Below are 7,804 nucleotides of genomic sequence, written 5' to 3'. Positions count from 1 at the left end.
GCCGGTCGCAGGACCGGCCGCCCCTTTTCGATTCGAACCGGTGGACAAGACCAGATGCTCGATTCCAGAACTGCCGACGCGCTGCGACAGGCCGTGGGTGCCGCCCGTTCCGGCGACGTCGCGCGGGCGAAACAGCTTGCCGAGGGCGCATTGTCCGACGGCGGCGACACGGCCGCGCTCAACGCCTTTCTCGGCATGCTGCAGGCGCGGTCGGGCGACCTTGCGGCGGCGGCGCGCCATCTGCAGGCGGCGCACGAAGCGCGCCCGACCGACACGACGATCGCGTGCAACCTGATCGCGGTGCTGATCGACAAGGGCGACCTTGCGGCGGCGCTGGCGGTGGCGACCGCCGACCTCGCCAGGACCGATCCGACCTTGCGCATCGCGCGCTATCGCGGCTTCGTCGCGCAGTCGCTCGAGGATTTCCCGACCGCGGTCGAGGCCTATGAGCATGTCGTCGCGGGCGAGCCCGGCGATTTCGAAAGCTGGAACAATCTCGGCAATGCGCGGTCGGCGACCGGCGACCTCGAGGGCAGCGTCACCGCGCTCGAAAAGGCGATGGCGCTCAACCCGCACGCCCCGCCGACGCGCCTGAACCTGGCCGTCGCGCTCCGCTCGGTCGGCCGCGCCGAAGAGGCCGAAGCGCTGCTGCGCCGGACGTCGGAGGAATTTCCCGACGACGCCCGCGCACTGCACGAGCTGTATGTGCAGTACAAGAAGGAGGGCAAGCAGGACGAGGCGATGGCGGCGATCGAAGCAGCAATTGTCCGCGACCCCGAAAATGCCAATCTCCAGCTGAAATACGGCGTCGAGTGCGGCTTTCTGAACTATGTCGAGCAAGCCGAGCAGGCGTTTCGCAAGGTGCTCGATCTCGACCCGACGGTGGTCGATGCCTATGTCGGGCTGACCGTCCAGTTCGAGCACAGCAACCGCGAGGAGGAGTTCGCGCCGCTGATTGCGCGCGCCGAGGCGCATGGCATCGACGAAGGCACACTTGCCTTCATGCGCGCGTTCGAACTTCGCCGTGCGAAGCGTTTCGACGAGGCGCTGGCCAGTCTCGCGCTGGTGCCGCCCGACCTTCAGCGCGAGCGCACGACGCATTTGCGCGGACAGATTCTCGACCGGCTCGGCCGCGTCGACGACGCTTTCGAGGCGTTCAGCGAGACGAACCGCCTGCATCAGGAATCGCAGACCAATCCGCTCGAACGCTCGGCCGAGCTTCGCGCGCAGGTGCGCGACGACCTCGCCCTCATGACCCCCGAATGGGCGGCAAGCTGGCCCGCTGTCGATGGCGCGCGCGAGCGGCCCGATCCGGTCTTCCTGCTCGGCTTCCCGCGCTCGGGGACCACCCTGCTCGACACCATCCTGATGGGGCATCCGGGCACCGTGGTGCTCGAGGAACAGCCGCCGCTGAACCTCACCGAAAAACATGTCGGCGGGACGGCCGCGATCCCGGGGCTCGACGCCGCTGCCGTGGCCGACGCACGGCGTTTCTATTGGGACGAAATCGCCAAAGTCGCGCCCGAGCCGGTCGCGCCGGGCAAGATGCTGATCGACAAGTCGCCGCTGTTCCTGACCAAGGCGGTGCTGATCCAGCGCCTGTTCCCGAACGCGCGCTTCATCCTCGCGCTCAGGCATCCGTGCGACGTGCTGCTGAGCTGCTTCATGAGCAATTTCCGGCTCAACAACGCAATGTCGAACTTTCTGCGCCTCGAGGATGCGGCCGAATTCTACGACCTCACTTTCTCGCACTGGGAGCGGGCGAACGCGCTGTTCCCGCTCAAGGTCCACACGATCGTCTATGAGCGGCTGGTCGAGGATGTCGGCGCCGAAGTGCGGCCGCTGTTCGACTTCCTGGGGCTTGAGTGGCGCGACGAGGTGCTCGACCATCAGGCGACCGCGAAGAAGCGCGGGCTGATCACCACCGCAAGCTATGCGCAGGTCGTCGAGCCGATCTACAAGCGCGCCGCCGGCCGGTGGCAGGGCTATCGCAAGCATCTCGAACCCATCTTGCCGGTCCTGCAGCCGTGGGTGGAGAAATTCGGGTACAGCCTGTGAGCGCCGAGCGCGCCGCGCTGGTCGCCGAAGCCGATCGCGCGCTCGCGGCACAGGATTTCGCGCGCGCGGCGGCGCTGCTTGAACAATCGCTCGCGATGGGCGAGGATTTTCCCGTGCTGCTCCGCCTCGCGGGAACGCACCGCGCGGCGGGACGTCCGCGCGTCGCGCTCGATGCGGTGCATCGCGCGCTGACGCTCGCGCCGCTCGACTTCACCGCGCTGATGATGCGCGCGAGCCTGCTCGACCGGATCGGCGATCCCGGCGCGGGCGAGGCGTGGGGACATGCGATCGCGCAGAAGCCCGCCGATGCCCTGCCGCCGCAACTCGCCGCCGTGCTGGCCGAGGGCGAGCGCAAACATGCGGCGTGGCTCGACGCGAAGGAGGCGCATTGGGCGGCGCGGACGGCGGAAGCCGAAAGCCGTGCCGATGCCGAGGAGCGTGCGCGGATCGCGCGCTTTCGCAGCAATGCGCTGCGCCGGACGCGCGTCCATCACAGCGAACCGACGCATTTCCATTTTCCGGGGCTTGCCGAGCGCGAATTCCACCCGCGCAGCCTGTTCCCCTGGCTCACCGAGATCGAGGCGGCGACCGATACGATCGCCGCCGAACTGGCAGCGGTGATGGCGGCCGAGCGCGCCGAGCTCGTCCCCTATGTCCAATATGCCGCGCACCAGCCGCTCGCGCAGTGGCGCGCGCTCAACCACAATCCCGACTGGACTGCGATCCACCTGTGGCGGAACGGCCGCCGCATCGAGGCGAACGCGCGCCACTGCCCGCGGACGATGGAACTGCTGCGGCTGATCGACCAGCCCGAAATCGCGGGGGCGTCGCCCAATGCGCTGTTTTCGCTGCTCGCGCCGGGCACCGCGATCCCGCCGCACGTCGGTTACAACAACACGCGCCTCGTCTGCCACCTGCCGCTCGTCGTGCCGGCGGGCTGCTGGTTCCGCGTCGGCGCCGAGACGCGCGACTGGGAGCGCGGGCAGGCGTTCGTCTTTGACGACACGATCGAGCATGAGGCGATGAACCCGAGCGAGCAGCTGCGCGTCGTCTTCATCTTCGACCTTTGGCATCCCGATCTCCGCCCCGCCGAGCGCGCGGCGGTCGCGGCGATGATCGGCAGCGCGCCCGACGCCGTACCGGAGAGCCTGTGAGCTTTGCCGCGCGGCTTGCCGCGGCGCGGCGCGGGCAGGCCGACGCCGACGACATCGCCGATCTTGCGCGGCTGGCGCTCGACGAGGGCGAGGAGGAACAGGCGTTGCCGCTCGTCCTTGCTGCCGCCTCGCGAGCCGATGCCGCGCGGCTGTGGCAATGGGCGGGGCTGTTGCAGCGCGGGCTCGACGCGCACGCCGATGCGATCGACAGTTTCGCCAAGGCGGCGCGCCTGGCGCCGGACGATGCGAGCATTGCGCACGGCCGCGCGCGGGTCGCCTTCGAGGCAGGGCTCGACGCGGTGTCGCTGTTCGAGGCGGCCGAGCGGCTGGGGCCGCCGAACGGCGACGTGCTGATCGGCCTTGCGGCGGCGCGCTGGGCGGCGGGGCAGGGCGAGGCGGCGGAGGCGGCGCTCGACGCGATCGTGGCGCAGGTGCCGCTGTGGCTGCAGGGGCATATGCAGCTCGCGCAGCTGCGCGCGCTGATGGGGCGGCGCGAGGCGGCGACCGCCTCGTTCGAACGCGCGCTGGTGCAGGAGCCGGCATCGCTGCCGCTGTGGCGCGGCCTCCTCGACCTGCATCTCCAGCGCGAGGACCATGCCGCGCAGGCCGAAGCGGTCGCGCGCGCGGTGGCGGCGGGCGTCGCCGAGGCCGATGTTGCCGACCACGCCGCGATCGCCGCCGCCGAGCTGGGGCAGGCCGATCGCGCCGACCGGCTGTTCGAGACGTTGCCGGGGGAGGCGATGCGGATCGCGACGCGGATATGGCGGGTCCGCCACCTGCTGCGCGGCGCGCGGTTCCCGCAAGCCGGACCGCTGGTCGACGCCGAGATCGAGGCGGGTGGTGCGCGGCGCGCGGCAATCTGGCCCTATGCGCTGCTGCTCTGGCGGCTGACCGACGATCCGAGGTACGCGTGGCTTGCGGGCGATCCCGGCCTCGTCCGGACCTTCGACCTTCGCGACCGGCTGCCGCCGCTCGACGCGCTGGCGGCGCACCTGCGGACGCTGCACGTCGCGCGGAGCGAATATCTCGACCAGTCGGTGCGCGGCGGGACGCAGACCGACGGTCCGCTGTTCAGCCGCATCGACCCGCTGACGCAGGCGCTCCGCGCCGCGGTGGTCGGGGCGATCGACGCCTATGTTGCCGCGCTGCCTGCGCCCGACCCTTCGCATCCCTTGCTCGGGGTCCGGCGCGACCGGCGGCGGCGCTTTGCCGGCAGCTGGTCGGTGCGGCTGCGCGGCGCCGGCTATCACGCCAATCATGTCCATCCGCAGGGGTGGATCAGTTCGGCGCTCTATGTCGCCCTGCCCGAAACGCGCCCCGGCGATGCGCCCGAGGCGGGCTGGCTGGCGTTGGGCGAGCCGCAGGCGGCGCTGGGACTCGACCTGCCGCCGACCCGGATGGTCGAGCCGGTCGCGGGACGGCTGGTGCTGTTTCCGTCGTGGATGTGGCACGGGACCAGGCCGTTCGTCGAAGGGGAACGGCTCACCGTCGCCTTCGACGTGGCGCCACCGCGCTGAAACGGTACGAAGAAGGGCACAGGCACCCGTCGCAAATGGCTTGGCCGGACGACAATCCGCGCATAAGCTGCGCGGCGGAACGATGAAGAAGGTTCAGCCCATGTCCTACGTTCGATCATTGTCGCTCTGTGCCGGGTTGCTCGGTGCTGCGCTCGCCATTCCCGCCACGGCCGGCGCCGCCGAATCGTCGACGACCGCCAGCAACGGCAAGAAGGCGCTCGACCCCAATGAGGTCGTTTGTCGCAAGCAAGAGGTGCTCGGCAGCCGCCTGAAGTCGGTTCGCGTCTGCCGGACGCGCGCGGAATGGGCCGATGCCCGCAACGAGACCCGCGGCGAAATCGAGCGCGTGCAGGTTCAGCGCGGCGCCATCGGCCAGTAAAAAAGGGCGCCCTTCCTCCCGGAAGGACGCCCTTTGCCTTATGCCGGGGTCAGTTTCAGCGCACCGTCGCCTTCGTCGACCCTGACGGTCGAGCCGTCGCGGACGTCGCCCTTCAGGATCAGGTCGGCGAGCGGGTCCTGCAGATATTTCTGCACCGCGCGCTTCAGCGGCCGTGCGCCATAGACGGGATCATAGCCGACCCGGCCGAGCCACGCGCGCGCGGCATCGGTGAGTTCGAGCGTGACCTTGCGCTCGTCGAGCAGCTTCTGCACGCGCGCGACCTGGATATCGACGATCCCGCCCATATGCTGCTGCGCGAGACGGTGGAACAGCACGATCTCGTCGAGCCGGTTCAGGAACTCGGGCCGGAAATGCGCGCGCACCACCTCCATGACGGCGGGCTCGGCCTGTTCGACCGGCGCGTCGTCGGGCAGCGCCGCGATCGCCTGGCTGCCGAGGTTAGAGGTCAGGATGATCAGCGTGTTGGTGAAGTCGACCGTGCGTCCCTGCCCGTCGGTCAGGCGCCCGTCGTCGAGCACCTGGAGCAGGATGTTGAACACGTCGCCATGCGCCTTTTCGACCTCGTCGAAGAGCACGACCTGATAGGGGCGGCGGCGCACGGCTTCGGTGAGTACCCCGCCTTCCTCATAGCCGACATAGCCGGGAGGGGCGCCGATCAGCCGCGACACGGCGTGCTTTTCCATGAACTCCGACATGTCGATGCGGACCATCGCATTGTCGTCGTCGAACAGGAAGCGCGCGAGCGCCTTGGTGAGCTCGGTCTTGCCGACGCCCGTCGGGCCGAGGAACAGGAATGAGCCGAGCGGCCGGTTCGGATCCTGCAGCCCGGCGCGCGCGCGGCGAACCGCAGTCGAGACGGCGCGCACCGCCTCGTCCTGGCCGATGACGCGCTTGCCCAGCGTCTCCTCCATGCCCAGCAGCTTTTCGCGTTCGCCCTCCATCATCCGGTCGACCGGGATGCCGGTCCAGCGGCTGACGACGGCGGCAATGTCGTCGGCGGTGACTTCCTCGCGCAGCATCGCGTTGCCCGCGACGGCCTGTGCCTCCTCGAGCTGCTTTTCGAGGCTGGGGATGGTGCCGTATGACAGTTCGCCTGCCTTCGCGAGGTCGCCGGCGCGCTGCGCCTGGTCGAGCGCCGAGCGGGCGGCGTCGAGCGCCTCCTTGATCTTCGCCTCGGCGTGGATCTTGTCCTTTTCGGCTTGCCATTTCTGCGTGAGCGCCGCCGACTGTTCTTCGAGGTTCGCGAGTTCGGCGCGCAGCTTGTCGAGCCGGTCCTTCGACGCGGCGTCGGTCTCCTTGCCGAGCGCGGCTTCCTCGATCTTCATCTGGATGATGCGGCGATCGAGATTTTCGATCTCCTCGGGTTTCGACTCGACCTCCATGCGTATGCGGCTGGCGGCCTCGTCCATCAGGTCGATCGCCTTGTCGGGCAGGAAACGGTCGGAGATGTAGCGGTTCGACAGCGTCGCGGCGGCGACGATCGCGCCGTCGGTGATCCGCACGCCGTGGTGCAGCTCGTATTTCTCCTTGAGCCCGCGCAGGATCGAGATCGAATCCTCGACCGTCGGCTCGCCGACGAACACCGGCTGGAAACGCCGCTGCAACGCCGGATCCTTCTCGACATATTTGCGATATTCGTCGAGCGTCGTCGCGCCGATGCAGTGGAGCTCGCCGCGCGCGAGTGCGGGCTTGAGCAGGTTCGATGCGTCCATCGCGCCGTCGGACTTGCCCGCGCCGACCAGCGTGTGCATCTCGTCGATGAACAGGATGATCTCGCCCTCGGCCGACTTCACTTCGTCGAGCACGCCCTTGAGGCGCTCCTCGAACTCGCCGCGATATTTGGCGCCGGCGATCAGCGCGCCCATGTCGAGCGCGAGCAGACGGCGGTCCTTGAGGCTGTCGGGGACGTCGCCGTTGGCGATCCGCAGCGCCAGTCCTTCGGCGATCGCCGTCTTGCCGACGCCGGGTTCGCCGATGAGGACCGGGTTGTTCTTGGTCCGGCGCGCAAGGATCTGGACGGTGCGGCGGATTTCCTCGTCGCGGCCGATCACCGGATCGAGCTTGCCGTCGCGCGCGACTTCGGTGAGGTCGCGCGCATACTTCTTCAGCGCTTCGAAACTGTCCTCGGCGCCCGCGCTGTCGGCGGTGCGGCCGCGGCGCAGTTCGTTGATGACATTGTTGAGCGCGTCGGCCTTCACGCCCGCATCGGCGAACGCCTTGCCGACCGGGGTCGACGGAGCCAGCACCATCGCCAGAAGCAACCGCTCGACGGTGACATAGCCGTCGCCGGCCTTGGCCGCGAGCTGTTCGGCCTGGTCGAGCAGGCGCACGGCGTCATTGTCGAGCCCCGGCGTCGCTTGCGCGCCCGAGCCCGAAACGGCGGGCACCTTGGCGAGCAGCGCGTCGATACCCTGCACCGCGCGCGGCACGTCGCCGCCGGCGCGCTGGATCAGGCCGGCGGCCATGCCTTCATTGTCTTCGAGCAGCGCCTTGGCGATATGCTCGGGACTGATCCGCTGGTGGTTCATGCGGATCGCAATCGTCTGCGCCGCCTGCAAAAAGCCCTTGGCGCGATCGGTGAATTTTTCGAGGTTCATGTGGAGTAAGCCCCTTTCTCGCCATCAAGATAGTGTTGCCATTTTGCAACACAAGGCCATGGCTTTTCGCGCCGTGAA

Annotated in this window: 5 protein-coding genes; 4 read left to right on the top strand and 1 reads right to left on the bottom strand. The window is 68.9% G+C overall.

Annotation, left to right across the window (positions count from 1 at the left end):
• From J1N50_RS16465 to J1N50_RS16450, 4 genes are all read left to right on the top strand, one after another.
• Positions 1-2,058: tetratricopeptide repeat-containing sulfotransferase family protein (locus J1N50_RS16465; RefSeq protein ID WP_215355709.1), on the top strand; the 2,058-nt coding region annotated here is incomplete at its 5' end.
• Positions 2,055-3,212, top strand: coding sequence for an aspartyl/asparaginyl beta-hydroxylase domain-containing protein (locus J1N50_RS16460; protein ID WP_343227906.1), 1,158 nt, complete (start codon positions 2,055-2,057; stop codon positions 3,210-3,212). The genes J1N50_RS16465 and J1N50_RS16460, both read left to right, overlap by 4 nt.
• On the top strand, positions 3,209-4,729 hold the full coding sequence (locus tag J1N50_RS18045) for a putative 2OG-Fe(II) oxygenase (RefSeq protein WP_343227905.1): 1,521 nt from the start codon (positions 3,209-3,211) through the stop codon (positions 4,727-4,729). Before J1N50_RS16460 ends, J1N50_RS18045 begins: the two co-directional genes overlap by 4 nt.
• An 82-nt stretch (positions 4,730-4,811) precedes the next feature.
• On the top strand, positions 4,812-5,108 hold the full coding sequence (locus J1N50_RS16450; protein WP_215355707.1) for a hypothetical protein: 297 nt from the start codon (positions 4,812-4,814) through the stop codon (positions 5,106-5,108).
• Between the two features lie 38 nt (positions 5,109-5,146).
• Here J1N50_RS16450 and clpB read toward each other — a convergent pair whose 3' ends face one another.
• Complete coding sequence (gene clpB, locus J1N50_RS16445; RefSeq protein WP_215355705.1) at positions 5,147-7,726, bottom strand: ATP-dependent chaperone ClpB; 2,580 nt, start codon at positions 7,724-7,726, stop codon at positions 5,147-5,149.
• Between the last annotated feature and the right edge of the window lie 78 nt (positions 7,727-7,804).

The organism is Sphingopyxis soli (assembly GCF_018682675.1).
In the GTDB taxonomy this organism is placed as follows: domain Bacteria; phylum Pseudomonadota; class Alphaproteobacteria; order Sphingomonadales; family Sphingomonadaceae; genus Sphingopyxis; species Sphingopyxis soli.
This window is presented reverse-complemented; position numbering and strand designations above follow the sequence as displayed.